Below are 15115 nucleotides of genomic sequence, written 5' to 3'. Positions count from 1 at the left end.
TCGAGGAGTCTCCATGTGGCGCTGGTTCGATCGAATCGAAGACGCCTTGGCCATCACCCTGCTCGGAGCAACGGCTCTCGTCATTCTGGCCAGCGCCACCATGCGGGCGATAGGTCATCCCTTCAGCGGAGGGGCCGAGCTGGCCCAGTTCCTGTTCATCTGGACGGCTGTGCTGGGAGCCGACATCACCCTGCGGCGCGGCGGCCAGGTGCGTATCGACGCGCTCACCGTGCGTATGCCGGTCATGATGCAGCGAGGCGTAACCGTCACCTGCCTGTTGCTGATGCTGAGCTTTCTGGGCCTGCTGGCATGGCATGGCTTCCCGCTGGCGATCTCGAACTGGCAGCGTCCCATGGGGGTGGCCGGGTTGAGCTATGGCTATGTCACCCTCGCCCTGCCGGTGGGCGCTGTGCTGATGTTCATTTCGCTGATTCGCCGCGTGCTCGACAAGGGCATCCTGAAGAGCCTCGACCCCGACGATGACGTCGCGGAGGAAACCCTATGACGACTGCCCTGTTGCTCGGACTCGGACTGCTTCTGATGGCCATCGGCATGCCCGTCGCCTTCGCGATCGGCATCGCAGGCTTTCTTTATTTCCTGATGCCCGAGACCTTCCTGCCGGTGAACATCGGACCTCAGCGGATCGTCTCGGCCACCCAGTCTTTCCCTCTTCTGGCAGTGCCATTATTCATCTTCATCGGCCACCTGATGAATGCCAGCGGCATCACACCACGACTGCTACGTCTGTCGACGCTCCTGGCAGGCTGGATGAGCGGCGGCCTGGCCCAGGCCAGCCTGGTGCTGAGTACGCTGATGGGGGGCGTCTCCGGCTCGGCAGTGGCCGATGCCGCCATGCAGTCCCGGGTGCTGGGTCGAGGAATGATCAAGGATGGCTATACACCCGGCTTCGCCGGGGCTGTTCTCTCCATCGGGGGGCTGATCACTGCCACCATTCCGCCAAGCATCGGCTTGATCCTCTACGGCTACCTCGGCGAGGTATCGATCGGCCGGCTGTTCATCGCCGGCATCGTGCCCGGCGTGCTGCTGATGATCGCGCTGATGATCACCACTGGCATCATGGCCAGAAAGCGCGGCTATGTTCCGGTCCGAGAGCGTCCCCCACGGTTCGGTGAAGTGCTGAGCGCCGCCCGCGGCAGCATCTGGGCGCTATTGTTCCCGGTGTGGCTGCTGGTCGGGATCCGCTATGGCCTGTTCACGCCTTCCGAGGCCGGAGCCTTCGCCGTGGTCTATGCCTTGGTGGTGGGCTGCCTGATCCATCGCGAGATGGGCGTGAAGGAGATCATCGAGTCAATGCGCGCCAGTGTCCGGGACATCGGCATGATCATGCTGATCATCATGTTCTCCGGGGTCATCGGTTATGTGGTGTCCTTCGAGCGCGTGCCTCAGACCATCGCCGAACTGACCCTGGGCGTCTTTGCCAGCCCGACCGCACTATTGCTGACCCTGGCGGTATTGCTGATCTTCCTCGGCATGCTGCTCGAAGCGACGGTGGTGGTCATGCTTCTGACCCCGATCCTGGTTCCCGTCATCGAAGCGGCCGGCGTCGATCCCGTCCATTTTGGCCTGCTGATGATGACGCTGGTGACCTTCGGTGGCATGACCCCACCCGTGGGGATTTCCATGTACACCGTCTGCGGCATCCTGCGCTGCCCCTTCACCGCCTACAGCCGGGAGATGGTGCCCTTCGCTATCGCCGTCTTCGCGGTAGTGCTCGGCATCATATTATTCCCCGATATCGTGCTCTTCCTACCCAACTACTTGATGGGATGACGTCATGAGTCTTACTGACAAGCTGGATTTCATGGGGCCGGACTTCCTGCTGGAATCCGAAGCCGCCCGACGGCTCTATCATGACCACGCAGCCGTCATGCCAATCTGCGACTATCACTCGCACCTGAGTCCCCAGGAAATCGCCGACAACCGGCAATTCGACAACCTGGCCCAACTGTGGCTGCACGGCGATCACTACAAGTGGCGAGCAATGCGCGCTGCGGGCATCGATGAGCACCGCATTACCGGCAACGCCAGCGACCGCGAACGCTTCCAGGCCTGGGCCGAGACGGTGCCCGACTGTCTGGGTAATCCCCTCTATCACTGGACGCACCTCGAGCTGCGCCACCCCCTCGGTATCGAGAATACCCTCCTCTCACCGGACACCGCCGAAGAGATCTGGACCCGTAGCCAAGAGCGGCTGGCGACGCCAGCGCTGCGCGCTCAAGGTATTCTCGACAGCTTCGACGTACGTACTGTCTGTACCACCGACGATCCCTGCGACGATCTGGCGCTTCACCGACGCCATGCCCAGGGAGATGCTCAGGTGGCCATGCTGCCGACCTTCAGGCCCGATACCGTGCTCAAGATCGAGCAGCCCGGATTCGTTGATTATCTGGAGGCTCTCGAAGCGGCCAGTGGCGTGGCCATCCATCGCTACGACGACCTTCTTGCCGCCCTGCATCAACGGCTCGATCACTTCGCCGCCCACGGCTGTTGCCTCTCCGACCATAGCCTCGAGAAACCAGCCTTCGCCGCGCCGCCACCCACCGCCGAACTGGACCGACAGCTCGAGCGCCGGCGCCGAGGCGATGCCCTCGACGCCGAACAGGCGGCAGGTTTCACCACGGCTCTACTGCTCTGGCTGGGCCAGCAATACGCCGAGCGTGGTTGGGTCATGCAGTTGCATCTGGGCGCGCACCGTAACGTCAGCCAACGGGGGCTGGCCGAAATCGGCCCCAACAGTGGCTTCGACGCGATCGGCGACGCGACCTACGGTGAACCCCTGGCCGCGCTGCTCGACGCTCTCGACCGCAACCAAGTACTGCCCAGGACCGTACTGTACAACCTCAACCCACGCGACAACGAGCTGCTCGCCAGCCTTGCCGGAAGCTTCCGAAGCGATGGCATTCCCGGCAAGGTACAGTTCGGCGCGGCCTGGTGGTTCAACGACCAGCGTGACGGCATGGAGCGTCAGCTCACCACCCAGATGCAGTTCGGACTATTGCGCCATTTCGTGGGTATGCTCACCGATTCGCGAAGCCTGCTGTCCTTCTCCCGCCACGACTACTTCCGTCGCATCTTCTGCCAGATGCTCGGCCAGCAGATGGTGAGAGGCGAGTTGCCCAATGACCTCGATCGAGTTGGCGAGCTGGTACGCGCGGTCTGCTACGACAACGTCCAGCGTTACCTCTTCGAGCGCTGAAAGAACGTTCATGAAAACAGAACGACATTCCCCAGAAGATTCCATCAGACAGACGCATAAAAAAGGCGGCCCGAAGGCCGCCCAATGCTGACTGCTTGCCAAGTTGAATGTCTGGCTCTCAGGCTTCGCGCTTGCCATCGACCAGACGGCTGACGCCGGCCGGGTTGCCGTCCTTGAGCGCCTCGGGCAACAGGGCCTCGGGCAGGTTCTGGTAGCACACCGGACGCAGGAAGCGGTGGATGGCGGCACTGCCCACCGAGGTGGTACGGCTGTCCGAGGTGGCCGGATACGGGCCGCCATGGACCATGGCGTGGCACACCTCGACCCCGGTGGGCCAGCCATTGGCCATCACGCGGCCGGCGCGGCGCTCGAGGATCGGCAGCAGGCCACGGGCCGTTTCGGCATCGGCGTCATCCATCTGCAGGGTGGCGGTCAGCTGACCTTCCAGGTGTTCTGCCACGCGCTTGACCTCGTCCTGATCGGCACACTCGACGACCAGCGAGGTGGCACCGAAGACCTCGGCCTGCAGGGCCTCGTCGGTCAGGAAGTCCTCGGCGGAGGCCACGAACAGCCCGGCCTGACAGGCATTGGGACCGTTACCGGCAGGTCCCCGAGCCACCTCGCGAGCCTTGTCGCTGGCCACCAGGCTATCGACCCCCTTGCTGTAGGCGTCATGAATCCCCGGGGTGAGCATGGTCTGGGCCGCCGCCCCCTTCACTGCCTCGCCGGCAGCCGCCACGAAGGCATCGAGGCCCTCGCTTTTTTCGGCGATGACCAGGCCGGGGTTGGTGCAGAACTGGCCGGCGCCCATGGTCAGCGAGCCGACGAAGGCCTCACCCAGCGCCGCGGCCCGGGATTTCAGCGCTTCAGGCAGCAGGAACACGGGGTTGATCGAGCTCATTTCGGCATAGACCGGGATCGGCTCGGGACGCGCCTGGGCGGCGGCCATCAGCGCGGTGCCGCCGGAACGCGAACCAGTGAAGCCCACGGCCTTGATGCGGGAATCCTTCACCAAGCCCTGCCCCACTTCGCGCCCGGAGCCATACAGCAGGGAGAAGACGCCTTCCGGCAGCTCGCACTTCTGCACCGCGCGCTGAATGGCACGGCCGACCAGCTCGGAAGTCCCCGGATGCGCGGAATGAGCCTTGACCACCACCGGGCAACCGGCGGCCAGCGCCGAGGCGGTATCGCCACCGGCCACCGAGAACGCCAGCGGAAAGTTCGAGGCACCGAACACCGCGACAGGGCCCAGGGCAACGTGGCGCTGGCGCAGGTCGACCCGCGGCATCGGTTGGCGGTCCGGCAATGCCGGGTCGATGCGCACGTCGAGCCATTCGCCGGCACGCACGACATTGGCGAACAGGCGCAGTTGGCCACACGTCCGGCCCCGCTCGCCCTGGAGGCGCGCTTGCGGCAGCCCCGATTCCGCCACGGCACGCTCGATCAGCGGCTCGCCGATGGCCTCGATCTCATCGGCAATGGTTTCGAGGAAGGTCGCGCGGGCTTCGAGGCCGGTCTCGCGATAGGTATCAAAGGCCGCCCAGGCCAGTTCGCAGGCCCGCTCGACTTCGGCCTTGCCACCGGCGGAATAGCCCGGGTCGAGACGCTCGTTGGTGGCGGGATTCACTGCCTGGATCACAGCGCCATCGGCCGAGACGGCCTGGGCACCAATCAGTTGCTTGCCTTCGAGTGTCATCATCTTTCTCCTGTCGCGGGAAGCGGTGATATCGCCGGCATGGCCATACCACCGGTAGTGAGCCCGGCGGTGGATGTTCATCCGATCCGCCGGATGGCGTGAGGCGACTTCAGCGCACCAGCGCCGGGCGCTTGGGATCGAACTCCCAGCCCTTGATCAGATATTGCATGGCCATGGCGTCGTCGCGCTGGGTGACATCGAGGCGCTTGTATTTTTCGTGAGCCTCCATGAGCTTGTCGTCATCCAGCTCGACACCAAGCCCCGGCGAGGACGGCACCTGGAGCTTGCCGTCGCGAATCTGAAAGGGATCGGTGGTGATGCGCTGACCGTCCTGCCAGATCCAGTGGGTATCGATGGCCGTGATCTCACCCGGGCAAGCCGCCGCCACATGGGTCATCATCGCCAGCGAGATGTCGAAGTGGTTGTTGCTGTGCGACCCCCAGGTCATGCCCCACTCGTGGCATAGCTCGCCGACGGCCACGGCGCCCTGCATGGTCCAGAAGTGGCAGTCGGCCAGCGGGATATCCACCGCGTTGAGTTGCACCGCAAGCTGCAGTTGCTTGTAGTCGGTGGCGATCATGTTGGTGGCGGTAGGCAGCCCGGTACGCTTCTTGAATTCCGCCATGGTCTCGCGGCCGGAAAAGCCACCTTCCTGGCCGCAAGGATCCTCAGCGTAGCTGAGCAGGTGCTTGATCGGCTCCAGCACGCGCACCGCCTCGTCCAGCGTCCACGCACCATTGGGGTCCAGTGTCAGGCGGGCTTCAGGGAAGGCCTCGTGGAGCGCGCGGATGCAATCGGCCTCTTCTTCGCCGCGCAGCACACCGCCCTTGAGCTTGAAATCACGGAAGCCATAGCGCTCGTAGGCGGCCTTGGCCAGGTTGGAGACGGCCTCGGGCGTCATGGCTTCGCGGTAGCGCACCTCATCCCAGGCATCGACGGGATCGGCGACACGCGGATACGGCAGGTCGGTCTTGTCTGGATCACCAAGCAGGAACAGGTAACCGAGTGCCTCGACCTCATCGCGCTGGCGACCGTACTGGCCCAGCAGATCTGCCACCGGCATGCCCAGCGCCTGGCCGAAGAGGTCGAACAATGCCGACTCGATGGCGGTGATGACATGCACGGCCACCCGCAAGTCGAAGGTCTGGCGTCCGCGTTCCTCGGGGCCGCCTTGAGCCAGCAGGTCGCGGGCCCGGCTCAGCACCTGCTTGACCTCGTTGACTCGCGCACCGTCCACCAGCTCGCGGCACTTTTCCAGTCCTTTCAGGATGCCTTCGCTGGAGGGGATCTCGCCAACGCCACGGTTGCCGGACTCGTCTTCCAGCACCAGCACACAACGGATGAACCAGGGCGCGTGGCCGCCGCTCAGGTTCAGCAAAAAGCCGTCCTCGCCGGCGACCGGCACGATGTTCATCTTGGTGATCTTGGGAAACATGGCATTGCCTCTGGTCATAATCGAAAGCACCAACGAAAGGGAATCAGGTCACCGGCGCCGGGTTGAACAGCACCAGATCGTTGTACAGGTCCAGCCGGTCGGCGGCGACTTGGCGGCGGCCGCTGGCGACCTCCAGGATCAGGTGGAACAGTTCCCACCCCATTTCCTCGATGGACGCCTCGCCGGTCGCGATTCGTCCGGCATCGAGATCGATCAGGTCGTGCCAGCGCTGTCCCAGCGTGGAATTGCTGGAAACCTTGATGACGGGCGTCATCGGCAGGTTGTAAGGCGTGCCGCGCCCGGTGGTGAAGACCTGCAGGTTCATGCCCGCGGCGGCCTGCAGGGTGCCACAGATGAAGTCGCTGGCCGGGGTGGCGGCGAAGGTAAGACCGCGCTTGCGAAGTCGTTCGCCGGGGCCGATGACATCGACGATCGGCGAGTTGCCGGACTTGATCACCGACCCCAGCGCCTTCTCGACGATATTGGACAGCCCGCCCTTCTTGTTGCCGGGCGAGGTGTTGGCACTGCGATCCGCCTGGCCCTGGGACAGGTAGTCGTCGTACCAGGCCATCTGATCGATCAGCGCCTGGCCGACCGAACGATCCACGGCGCGCGGCGTCAGCAGATGGATGGCATCACGTACCTCGGTGACCTCGGAGAACATGACACTGCCCCCGGCACGCACGATCAGGTCAGTGGCGAATCCGACCGCCGGATTGGCCGTCAGCCCCGAGAAGGCATCGCTGCCGCCACATTGCATGCCTACTGCCAGGTCAGTGACGGGACAGGTCTCGCGGCGGCGACGATCGAGGCGCTCCAGGTGACGCTCGGCCATGGCCATGATGCCGTCGACCATCTCACCGAAGCCTTCGAAGGACTCGTCCTGCAGGCTCAGCACGTTGGCCCCGGAATCGGCGGCGTCGGTGTGCTCGTAGATCCTGACCGGCTGATCTTCGACCAGGGTCGAGGGCTGCAACTTCTCGCAGCCCAACCCGATGACCATCACCTCATTGCCGAAATTGGGATTCATCGCCAGGTTCTTGAGCGAACGGATCGGGACTACCGACGCCGGCGCATTGATCGCCACGCCGCAGCCATAGCTGTGATTGAGCCCCACCACATCGTCGACATTGGGAAAGCGTGGCAGCAGCTCGCGCTTGATGCGCTGCACCACATGATCGACGGTGCCCGCCACGCACTGCACGCTGGTGGTGATACCGAGCACGTTCTTGGTACCCACGCTCCCATCGGCATTGCGAAATCCCTCGAAGGTGTAACCTTCCAGCGGCTCCGTCGACGGCGCCGGGCGCGTCGCCAGCGGCAGGTCCTCCAGCGCCGGCGGCGTGGGCATGTGCAGATTGGACTCGTTGACGTGACCGCCCCGAGGGATGGCCATGGCAGCCGTGCCGATGACCTCACCGTAGCGGATCACCTTGTCCCCCTCCGCCAGCGCCACCAGCGCCACCTTGTGCCCCTGGGGCACATTGGCCTGGAGCTCGACACCATCATCGAGTCGCTCGCCGACGGTCAGGCCTCCCCGGCCGACGACCACGGCGACATTGTCACGAGGGTGAATACGGATCACCCGCGGCGCCTGCGTCGACATACTCATCAGGACGCCTCCACCTGACGCTTGGCCTGGCTCTTCAAGCCCATCACCACCGAGAAGATCACAGAGGCGGCGATCAGCCCCCAGAGCACCAGGGCAATGGGGCTCTTGGTGAAGAAGATGCCATAGCTGCCGGCTGACTCCAGACTCTTCACGAAGTAGACCTCCGCTTGGCCACCGAGGATGAAGCCGATTATCAAGGGAGCGACCTCGAGCCCGACCTTCTGGATCAGATAGCCCAGCACGCCGAAGATCAGCAGCGTCCAGACATCGAACATGATGCCGTAGTTGATGGCGTAGGCACCGACCACACACATCATCACGATGATCGGATAGAGGATGTACTTGGGCACCAGCACCACCTTGGCAATGTGCTTGATGGCATAGAACATCAAAAAGAACATCACGATGTTGGCGAACACCAGGGCGGTCATCATCACGTACCAGGTGTCGGCGTTCTCCGGGATGAATAGCGGCCCGACCTGGATGCCTTGCAGAGTGAAGGCGCCGATCAGCACCGCGGTGGTGGAATCGCCGGGGATACCCAGCGACAGCAGCGGAATCAGAGCACCGCCGGTCAGGGCATTATTGGCCGACTCGGAGGCCATCAGCCCTTGGGGGGCGCCCTTGCCCATCTCGCTGGAATCGCGGGACAGGTTCTTCTCCTGGGTATAGGCCAGTACCGAGGCGGCGCTGCCGCCGACCCCCGGCAACATGCCGACGAAGGTACCGATGAAGGAAGAACGCACCAGATTGGTCAGCCGGCCCCTGAAGATGCCGAAGGAGAAACCGCCGCCCTTGCCGAACTTGATATTCTGGCTGGCCAGACCACTCTTTATCCCCTCCTCGGCCTCGAGCAGGATGGTGGCGATACCGAAGATACCGATCAGCACCGGCAGCAGGGAGAAGCCTTCGAACAGGTAGGGCTCGAGGAAGTCGAACATCAGGCGTGTCTTGCCATTGCCACCATCGGAGATGCTGTAGGTGCCGATCAGGCTCAGCCAGATGCCGATCACGCCGCTGAAGATGCCAACCAGCATGTTGCGCGACATGGACGCGATGACGGTCAGCGCCAGCAGGATGATCAGGAACTTCTCGACGTAGGAGAACTTGATCGAGAACTCGGCCAGCAGCGGCGCGAACAGGAACAGCACGATGGCGCTGATGAGGCCACCGATCACCGACGCTACCACGCAGACCCGCAGGGCACGTTCGCCCTCACCTTTCTGGGCCATGGGAAAGCCGTCGAAAGTGGTGGTGATCGACGATGGCGTGCCGGGAATGTTGAGCAACACTGCCGGCACCATGCCACCGGAAATGCCCCCCACGTAAAGCCCCAGCAGTAGCGCCAACCCGTGATTGAGGCCGAGTGCATAGGTCAACGGCAGACACACGGCGACGGCCATGGTGGCGGTCATCCCCGGGATGGCCCCGAAGATGATCCCGACCAGGGCGCCCAGGGCCGCCAACAGGAAGAAAGTGATATCGAGTAGCGACAGGATATCGAGCATGGAAGTGACTCCGCTACGGCAGGGTTATCTGGAACAGCCTGGCGAGGATGAACCACGCCAGCGTCGGTGCCACGAGCGCGTTGATGGCGGCCGTGAGGACCTTGCGCCTGGTTCTGGTGTGCATGTACATCAGCGACATCAAGAACAGGAAGACCATCGACACGAACAGAAAGCCGTAGCCTGTGTAGGGAAAGAAGTTGCCGACCATCGACATCGTTTGGAAATAGGCGACGATCAGCACCAGGGTTCCGAAAAAGCGAAACTTGTCCATGGATTCGCCCAGGATCGGCAGCGACCGCTCCCCCCGCCTGACAGCGGCGAGGAAGGGAACCACGTTGAACACCAGGACCAGGGCAAAGAGAACGCCCAGCACCCAGTGAATGATGTGGGGGAAGAACAGATGGGAGGTCTCGAAATCGATCGAGACGCTCAACAGGGATGACAGTCCTGATTCCATGGCGGCTCCGGTGAAGGCTCTCGTCAGGTTGGCCTTTCAATCGTTACAAAGGATGAAGCAGCAGCCGCGAGAGCCGGCGGGAGGCTTCCCGCCGGCGATCTTGCCTCACTGGATGTTGGTGATGATGTCCTCGTAGACGGACATTTTGGTTTCCAGATACTCGGCGGCCTCATCGGACGGCTTGAAATTGGGAATGAAGAAAGACGTCTTCTGGGTCTGCTGAATCTCACCCTCGTCATAGATCTCGGTGAGCGCCTGGTCGATCTGATCGACGATGGCCTGATCCATGTCCTTGTTGTAAAGGAAGAAGAATTCCTTATCGAAGGTGAAGTCGTCGCCATTGCCCATGGGCACGGAGACATTGGGCGCAACGTACTGCAGCAATTGCTCGCGGCTCGTTTGCCCGAGGCCGTCTTCCGGCGCCTGCTCGATGGTGCCCTGGCGTGCGGTCAGCCACAGGAAGCGCATGGCCTTCTGATCGTCTTCCGGCAGGCGAGTGTACTGTTCGTTGGCCTGCACGGTGCCGTTGATCATGTCGGCCTGATCGTTGAAGAGCTGCTGGTTCTTGTCGGCCTGGGAGCCAGTATTGACGGCTACCAGATTGTCCTCCATGCCCGGATGCTCAAGCGAGATGGCGTTCTTCAAGGCGCTGAAGCCAATCTCGGACACACCGCCGGGCTGGATGGCAACGCGCACCTCCTCGCCATTGCCGACCGCTTCGATCACATCGTTCAGGGTCTGGTAGGGCGAATCCTTGGGTACCAGATAGGCGTTGCCCGGATTGATGGCAACGGTCGGGCCGATGGTGTATTTCTCGAAGATGTCGTCATACCCCTGGACACCGTACAGGTGGCCGAGGTAGGACTGATCGTGGAAGATCATCAGGGTGTTGCCACGCGGATCGCGATCCAGGAAGCGGAAGGCGGAGCTCGCCCCGACGGCGTCCACCTTCATGTTGATGTCGAGATGCTCGGCCAGGGCATCGGCGACGATGCTGGAGTTCTGATAGGTATCGCCTCCGGTCGAGGTCGAACCGATCACCACGCGAACATTACCGGGTAGCTGGGCATCGGCGGCAACGGCGGAGCTGCCGAAGGCCATGCCGGCCACCATCACGGAGGTTCCCAGTGTCTTGATGATGCTGGGCATGCTCATTGGATCACCTCTTCACTGTCATTATTGGGTATGGGTGAAAGACGGGATCAGAAACGCTTGGCTTTCTCGACCAGAGTTTCCAACTGCACCCGCTCATCGGCATTCGGCATCTCCAGCGGCGCGCGAACGCTACCGGCGGGACGCCCGATGATCTCGGTGCCGGCCTTGATCAGGCTGACCGCATAGCCGGACTTGTTGTCGCGCAGGTCGACGAACGGCAGGAAGAACTCCCGAGAGATGCGTCGCACCGTGTCGCTGTCGCCGGCCCGCAGCGCCTTGTAGAAGGTCACCGCCATGTCCGGCACGAAGTTGAAGACAGCGCTGGAATAGGTGTTCACGCCAACGGCCAGATACGCTTCGGCCATGATCTCCGCGGTGGGCACGCCGCCCACGTAGGCCAGGCGCTCGCCAACGCTCTTGATGATGCGGTTCAAGGCCTGCATGTCGCCCTTGCCATCCTTTAGCCCCACCAGGTTAGGGCAGGCCTCGGCCAGGCGCTTGACCGATGAGGGCGTCATCACGCCGTTGCCACGGTTGTAGTAGATCACGCTGATGGAGGTGGAATCGCAGATCTGACGCGCATATTCCACCAGTCCATCCTGGGGACATTCGGTCAGGTACGGCGGCATCAGCAGGATGCCATCGGCGCCCTCTTCCTCGGCGATCTTCGCAAAGGCACTGCCCGTGGCCACGCTCAGGCCCGCACTGGCGATTACCGGCAACTTGCCGTCGACCACCTGCACCGCCAGGCGCACGACCTCGCGGAACTCATCCTGGGAGAGGTTGAAGAACTCCCCGGTCCCCCCGGCAACGAACACCGCCGAGATCTCGTGGCTGATGAACCATTCCAGACGCTGCCGATAGCTCTCGGCATCGAAACGTCCCTCGGTGTCGAAATCGGTCACCGGGAAGGACAGCAGTCCATCACTGATCGCTTTTTTGACATCGTCATGTGTAAAACGCACTTGTTCGTCCCCTTGTTATGTCTCGCGATGACATGAAGCCTTACGCCACTTAATGTAATACATCATATGAATGACAAGCTAAACGGCCCATCGATGACTGACAAGCGCCCGCATGGTAAAATTGAACTAAAGTTTTAGCTCTCGATATTGCCTCGGCGACCCCGTGTGCCTGGTCGCAAGATGACGATACCCCGAGGGTTCAGAGCCGACACAGGATGTCCGCATGTCACTGACCGATATTTTCCTCGGCACCCTCGGCATCACCCTGCCGGTATTTGCCATGGTGTTCATCGGCATCGGCCTGAAGCGCCTGGGCTGGATCGATCAGAACTTCGTCAACACCGCCTCCCGGCTGGTCTTCCGCGGCACCCTGCCGACCCTGATCTTCCTGAGCCTGATCGGCGCTGACCTGGGAAACACCTTCAACCCTTGGCTGCTGCTCTACTTCGCCCTGGCAACCCTGGCCAGTTTCTTCTTGTGCTGGGCCTGGGCCGGCTGGCGCATGCCCCGACATCTGCGTGGCGTCTATGTCCAGGGGGGCTTTCGCGGCAACTGCGGCATCGTCGGCATGGCCCTGGCCCATGGCATGTACGGTGAGGCGGGACTGTCCATCGGCGGGCTGCTGCTCGGCGTGGTGATTCTGACCTACAACATTCTGTCAGTGGTCGTGCTCAGCTTTTATCGGCCACGGGATAAAGGCTCGAGACTCGCTCAGTGGCGAAGCATCGCCAAGCATATCCTGACCAACCCTCTGATCCTGGCCGTCCTGGCCGCCACGCCCCTGGCGCTTTTCGAGGTACGATTACCGATCTGGTTGGCCACCACCGGTGACTATTTCGCCTCCCTGACGCTCCCGCTGGCCCTGATCTGCATTGGCGGCACCCTGTCGACCCGTGCCCTGAAAAGGGGCTATGGGCCGGCACTGGGCGCCAGCACCTGGAAGATGGTCAGCATTCCCTTTCTGGCGACCGCAACCGCCTGGTTGATCGGCTTCGAGGGACGCGAACTGGGCGTGATGTTCCTATTCTTCGCCAGCCCCACGGCAGCGGCGGCCTTCGTCATGGCCAAAGCCATGGGGGGCGATGAAACGCTTACCGCCAACATCATTGCGCTGACTACCTTGATGGCGAGCATCACGATCACTGCCGGGGTCTTCGCCCTGCGGGTGGCAGGGCTGATCTAAGTACCGATACCCGCGGTCGTATCGGTGCCCTCCACCACCTCGAACTGCTCGAGGCCGCCACCTTCACCGGTGGCCTCCGGCGGCATCGGGTTGGCATGAGCCCGCTTGAAGTCGTCGCTGCCCACCCAGGCACGAAAGGCCTCCTGGCTTTCCCACTCGGTCTCGACGACATAGGGCGCCTGGTTGCCCTGCGGGCGCAACACCCGCATGGCAATGAAACCGGGCTGCTTGTCGATCTCCCCGGCCCGGGCACGGAAGCGCTCCTCGAATTCGGTCTCGTAACCAGGATTTACGTGGACACGGTTATTGACGATGAAGCTCATGGTCGGCTAACTCCAGGGTCGGGTAGATCGTCTGGCGTGGTGAAACGCGTCAGTCGTGCGCAGCCCGCCGCCGGCACCTCGGCTTCCAGTTCGGCAATGGCGGCGGTGGGCAGCCCAAGGCCATGATCGCTGCGCCCTTCCACCAGCAGGCCAGTCAGGGCGCCGACCAGCGGCATGTGGCTGACCAGCATGACGGGCGCTTCGGGTGATGCCTCCAGCAGCCAGTCGAGCACCGCGCCGGGAGGATCGTCGGGCGTGATCAGCGACAGGGGTTCCACGGTCAGGCCCAGTGCCTCGGCAATGTGTGCGGCCGTCTGCTGGGCACGCTGATACGGACTCGCCAGCAGGCGCAGTCTCGACAGTTCCAGATCATCGCGACCGGCCAGCCAGGTCGCCATGCGGGTCGCCTCGCGGTGCCCCCGAGGCGTCAATTCCCGTGCGGCATCGGGCGACCCGGCTCCTGCCTCGCCATGACGCATGATCAACAGGGTTTCAGCCATTTTCGCCTCCCGAGTCCCGGTGATCGCGCTGCACGTTCTCCCGTGACAACACGAACTCGACGTCGCTGCTTTGTTCCCCCAGCATCAGCAAGCGCGCCATTTCCCTGGCCGGAACCTCGCGGAACAGCACCTGATAGAGTCCTTCGGCAAGCGGCATGTAGACGCCTTCATGGCGCGCCATGTCGCGTACCAACCTCACCGTGTTGACGCCCTCGGCCACCTGGCCGAGCGATTCGATCGCCTCATCGAGGCTTCGTCCCTCGCCGAGAGCAAAACCCACGCGATAGTTGCGCGACAGGCTCGACGAGCAGGTGACGATGAGATCGCCCACGCCGGCAAGGCCGAGGAAGGTCATGGGATTGGCCCCCTGGGCCACGGCAAAGCGGCTCATCTCGGCGAGCGCGCGCGTCATCAACATGCTGCGAGTATTCTCGCCCATGCCCAGTGCTGCCGCCATTCCCGCGGCAATGGCGTAGATATTCTTCAGGGCACCCCCGAGCTCCACGCCATAGCGGTCGTTGCTGGCATAGACGCGAAAGTAGTCGCATCCCAGCGCGGTCTGGACCCGGGTTCGGGTCACGGGATCATGGCTGGCGATCACTGTGGCAGTCAGTTGGCGCTCGGCGACCTCGGAGGCCAGGTTGGGCCCCGAGAGCACCCCGATGTGCCGGCCACCGGTTTCCTCTTCCAGAATCTGGCTCATCAGTTTGAAGCCTTCTTCCTGGATCCCCTTGGTGGTACTGACCAGGATGCGCTCAGGGTCCAGCCAGGGGCGCGCCTGACGCACCACATCGCGAAAGCCCTTGGACGGAATCGACACCAATACCAGGCCGGCGCCGTCCAGTGCGTCGCTCAGCCGTGTATGTGCCGATACCGCAGGATTGATGTCGTAATCGGGCAGGTAACGGCCATTGCGGTGTTCACGATTGATCTGCGCGGCGAGTTCGGGATCACGCAGCCACTGACGCACCTCGAAGCCGTTGTCAGCGGCGATGCTGGCAAGCGCGGTACCAAAACTGCCGCCGCCGAGTACCGCCACCCTGTTGCAATCGTCGGACATGGTC

Annotated in this window: 14 protein-coding genes; 4 read left to right on the top strand and 10 right to left on the bottom strand. The window is 62.9% G+C overall.

What is annotated here, in order from left to right:
- Positions 1-13 precede the first annotated feature (13 nt).
- The 3 genes from HSDC_RS07215 to uxaC are packed head-to-tail and all read left to right on the top strand — an operon-like array spanning position 14 to position 3217.
- Positions 14-505 (top strand): TRAP transporter small permease, encoded by a 492-nt coding sequence (locus HSDC_RS07215; RefSeq protein ID WP_064699263.1) that lies wholly within the window; start codon positions 14-16, stop codon positions 503-505.
- Positions 502-1791, top strand: coding sequence for a TRAP transporter large permease (locus HSDC_RS07210; protein ID WP_064699262.1), 1290 nt, complete (start codon positions 502-504; stop codon positions 1789-1791). Before HSDC_RS07215 ends, HSDC_RS07210 begins: the two co-directional genes overlap by 4 nt.
- 4 nt (positions 1792-1795) lie before the next feature.
- Complete coding sequence (uxaC, locus tag HSDC_RS07205; RefSeq protein WP_064699261.1) at positions 1796-3217, top strand: glucuronate isomerase; 1422 nt, start codon at positions 1796-1798, stop codon at positions 3215-3217.
- Between the two features lie 118 nt (positions 3218-3335).
- Here uxaC and HSDC_RS07200 read toward each other — a convergent pair whose 3' ends face one another.
- The 7 genes from HSDC_RS07200 to kdgD form a co-directional block, all read right to left on the bottom strand.
- Positions 3336-4913 carry an aldehyde dehydrogenase (NADP(+)) gene (locus tag HSDC_RS07200; RefSeq protein ID WP_064699260.1) on the bottom strand — a complete coding sequence of 526 codons (1578 nt, stop codon included), beginning with the start codon at positions 4911-4913 and terminating at the stop codon, positions 3336-3338.
- A 109-nt stretch (positions 4914-5022) separates the two neighbouring features.
- Positions 5023-6348 (bottom strand): enolase C-terminal domain-like protein, encoded by a 1326-nt coding sequence (locus tag HSDC_RS07195; RefSeq protein ID WP_064699259.1) that lies wholly within the window; start codon positions 6346-6348, stop codon positions 5023-5025.
- Between the two features lie 43 nt (positions 6349-6391).
- A complete protein-coding gene (garD, locus tag HSDC_RS07190) occupies positions 6392-7960 on the bottom strand; it encodes a galactarate dehydratase (RefSeq protein ID WP_064699258.1) in 1569 nt (522 codons plus the stop codon).
- Complete coding sequence (locus HSDC_RS07185; protein ID WP_064699257.1) at positions 7960-9468, bottom strand: tripartite tricarboxylate transporter permease; 1509 nt, start codon at positions 9466-9468, stop codon at positions 7960-7962. The genes garD and HSDC_RS07185 overlap by 1 nt, the downstream gene beginning before the upstream one ends.
- A 13-nt stretch (positions 9469-9481) precedes the next feature.
- Complete coding sequence (locus HSDC_RS07180) at positions 9482-9901, bottom strand: tripartite tricarboxylate transporter TctB family protein (RefSeq protein ID WP_244534449.1); 420 nt, start codon at positions 9899-9901, stop codon at positions 9482-9484.
- A gap of 129 nt (positions 9902-10030) precedes the next feature.
- Complete coding sequence (locus HSDC_RS07175) at positions 10031-11080, bottom strand: hypothetical protein (RefSeq protein ID WP_064699255.1); 1050 nt, start codon at positions 11078-11080, stop codon at positions 10031-10033.
- Positions 11081-11127: 47 nt separating this feature from the next.
- Complete coding sequence (gene kdgD / locus HSDC_RS07170) at positions 11128-12045, bottom strand: 5-dehydro-4-deoxyglucarate dehydratase (protein WP_064699254.1); 918 nt, start codon at positions 12043-12045, stop codon at positions 11128-11130.
- Between the two features lie 223 nt (positions 12046-12268).
- Between kdgD and HSDC_RS07165 the strand changes: the two genes are divergently transcribed.
- Complete coding sequence (locus HSDC_RS07165) at positions 12269-13228, top strand: AEC family transporter (RefSeq protein ID WP_064699253.1); 960 nt, start codon at positions 12269-12271, stop codon at positions 13226-13228.
- Here HSDC_RS07165 and HSDC_RS07160 read toward each other — a convergent pair.
- The 3 genes from HSDC_RS07160 to HSDC_RS07150 are packed head-to-tail and all read right to left on the bottom strand — an operon-like array spanning position 13225 to position 15111.
- Entirely contained in the window at positions 13225-13551 is a 327-nt protein-coding gene (locus tag HSDC_RS07160; RefSeq protein ID WP_064699252.1) for an antibiotic biosynthesis monooxygenase family protein, read from the bottom strand. The two genes, HSDC_RS07165 and HSDC_RS07160, sit on opposite strands and share 4 nt — an antisense overlap.
- Positions 13548-14051 carry a phosphohistidine phosphatase SixA gene (gene sixA / locus HSDC_RS07155; protein WP_064699251.1) on the bottom strand — a complete coding sequence of 168 codons (504 nt, stop codon included), beginning with the start codon at positions 14049-14051 and terminating at the stop codon, positions 13548-13550. Before sixA ends, HSDC_RS07160 begins: the two co-directional genes overlap by 4 nt.
- Complete coding sequence (locus HSDC_RS07150; protein WP_064699250.1) at positions 14044-15111, bottom strand: NAD(P)H-dependent glycerol-3-phosphate dehydrogenase; 1068 nt, start codon at positions 15109-15111, stop codon at positions 14044-14046. Before HSDC_RS07150 ends, sixA begins: the two co-directional genes overlap by 8 nt.
- Between the last annotated feature and the right edge of the window lie 4 nt (positions 15112-15115).

The sequence above is a fragment of the Halomonas caseinilytica genome, assembly GCF_001662285.1.
GTDB lineage: Bacteria > Pseudomonadota > Gammaproteobacteria > Pseudomonadales > Halomonadaceae > Halomonas > Halomonas caseinilytica.
Note: the sequence above shows the minus strand (reverse complement) of the source record. Positions and strands in the feature narration are given on the sequence as shown.

Coding starts and splice junctions, on each gene's coding strand:
- HSDC_RS07200 (WP_064699260.1), bottom strand. CDS start 4,913: ATGACACTCGAAGGCAAGCAACTGATTGGTGCCCAGGCCGTCTCGGCC.
- HSDC_RS07210 (WP_064699262.1), top strand. CDS start 502: ATGACGACTGCCCTGTTGCTCGGACTCGGACTGCTTCTGATGGCCATC.
- uxaC (WP_064699261.1), top strand. CDS start 1,796: ATGAGTCTTACTGACAAGCTGGATTTCATGGGGCCGGACTTCCTGCTG.
- HSDC_RS07215 (WP_064699263.1), top strand. CDS start 14: ATGTGGCGCTGGTTCGATCGAATCGAAGACGCCTTGGCCATCACCCTG.
- HSDC_RS07195 (WP_064699259.1), bottom strand. CDS start 6,348: ATGTTTCCCAAGATCACCAAGATGAACATCGTGCCGGTCGCCGGCGAG.
- HSDC_RS07150 (WP_064699250.1), bottom strand. CDS start 15,111: ATGTCCGACGATTGCAACAGGGTGGCGGTACTCGGCGGCGGCAGTTTT.
- sixA (WP_064699251.1), bottom strand. CDS start 14,051: ATGGCTGAAACCCTGTTGATCATGCGTCATGGCGAGGCAGGAGCCGGG.
- HSDC_RS07175 (WP_064699255.1), bottom strand. CDS start 11,080: ATGAGCATGCCCAGCATCATCAAGACACTGGGAACCTCCGTGATGGTG.
- HSDC_RS07165 (WP_064699253.1), top strand. CDS start 12,269: ATGTCACTGACCGATATTTTCCTCGGCACCCTCGGCATCACCCTGCCG.
- HSDC_RS07160 (WP_064699252.1), bottom strand. CDS start 13,551: ATGAGCTTCATCGTCAATAACCGTGTCCACGTAAATCCTGGTTACGAG.
- garD (WP_064699258.1), bottom strand. CDS start 7,960: ATGAGTATGTCGACGCAGGCGCCGCGGGTGATCCGTATTCACCCTCGT.
- HSDC_RS07185 (WP_064699257.1), bottom strand. CDS start 9,468: ATGCTCGATATCCTGTCGCTACTCGATATCACTTTCTTCCTGTTGGCG.